This window comes from Haemophilus parainfluenzae, assembly GCF_003252795.1.
Lineage (GTDB): Bacteria > Pseudomonadota > Gammaproteobacteria > Enterobacterales > Pasteurellaceae > Haemophilus_D > Haemophilus_D parainfluenzae_K.
In genome coordinates, this window is record NZ_QEPQ01000015.1 from 1 (window position 1) to 517 (window position 517).

The 517-nt window shown below is 42.0% G+C and carries 1 protein-coding gene and 1 rRNA gene; both read right to left on the reverse strand.

Annotation, left to right across the window (positions count from 1 at the left end):
• Positions 1-290: ribosomal RNA gene (locus DPV81_RS09380) — 23S ribosomal RNA — on the reverse strand; the annotation flags it as partial.
• Between the two features lie 36 nt (positions 291-326).
• Positions 327-517 (reverse strand): hypothetical protein (locus DPV81_RS09450; protein WP_207930114.1); only part of this gene is annotated, 191 nt, incomplete at its 5' end.

A 517-nucleotide genomic window follows, 5' to 3' on the forward strand; every position in this document is an offset into this window, starting at 1 on the left:
GTCTCTGTCATTATCACTAACAGGCTCCTTCGCGTTCGCTCGCCGCTACTAACGAAATCTCGGTTGATTTCTTTTCCTCGGGGTACTTAGATGTTTCAGTTCTCCCGGTTTGCCTCACTTACCTATGTATTCAGTAAGTGATAGTAGATTCTTCATCTACTGGGTTTCCCCATTCGGACATCTTGGATTAAACGCCTCTTATCGACTCATCCAAGCTTTTCGCAGATTAGCACGTCCTTCATCGCCTCTGATTGCCAAGGCATCCACCTTGTACGCTTAGTCACTTAACTATACAACCTCAAAAATTCTTGATGTTGCATTTTCAACTAAACACTTGATTGCTTTTGTTCAATCAAGATTTTATTCTTACTCAGACTTTTTCTTATCCTTAAAGGACTTGAAAGTCTCTTCAGTTTTTCAGCTTGTTTCCTGGTTGTTAAAGAACAGAAGATAATAAAGTTATCTTTATTTGGCGTCCCCACGGGGATTCGAACCCCGGTTACCGCCGTGAAAGGGC